Below are 439 nucleotides of genomic sequence, written 5' to 3'. Positions count from 1 at the left end.
ATTTATACTCCGCTGGAAGCGCGTGTGTATTGCTCAAAATAATTGCATGAGTTGCCCATCGATATGGTCAGCTCTATCTGCACTGCTCATTAATATACTTCTGGGTTCCTTCCAGTTGTTTTTGCATAGTGATCAGCCTCTCTCTGAGGGTGAAATAATCCCGTTCAGCGGTGTCTGCCTGTCAAGGGGTGTTAATCATTACCGTGATAACGCCATCGCCTACAAAGAACAGCGCGACAAAAATGCCAGAGAACTGAAGCTGGCGAACGCGGCAATTACTGAGATGCAGATGCGTCAGCGTGATGTTGCTGCGCTCGATGCAAAATACACGAAGGAGTTAGCTGATGCGAAAGCTGAAAATGATGCTCTGCGTGATGATGTTGCCGCTGGTCGTCGTCGGTTGCACATCAAAGCAGTCTGTCAGTCAGTGCGTGAAGCC

2 pseudogenes are annotated in these 439 nt (G+C 48.5%); both read left to right on the top strand.

Going from position 1 to position 439, the window contains the following annotated elements:
- Positions 1 to 46: 46 nt before the first annotated feature.
- Positions 47 to 376, top strand: a pseudogene (locus AC0L3J_RS37480) (lysis protein); the annotation flags it as partial.
- Positions 345 to 439 (top strand): annotated as a pseudogene (rzoD, locus tag AC0L3J_RS37475) (prophage lysis lipoprotein RzoD); the annotation flags it as partial. The pseudogenes AC0L3J_RS37480 and rzoD, both read left to right, overlap by 32 nt.

The sequence above is a fragment of the Bradyrhizobium sp. Kon37 genome, from assembly GCF_055807535.1.
The sequence above is the reverse complement of the archived record's forward strand: the minus strand, read 5'-3'. Positions and strand labels throughout refer to the sequence as shown.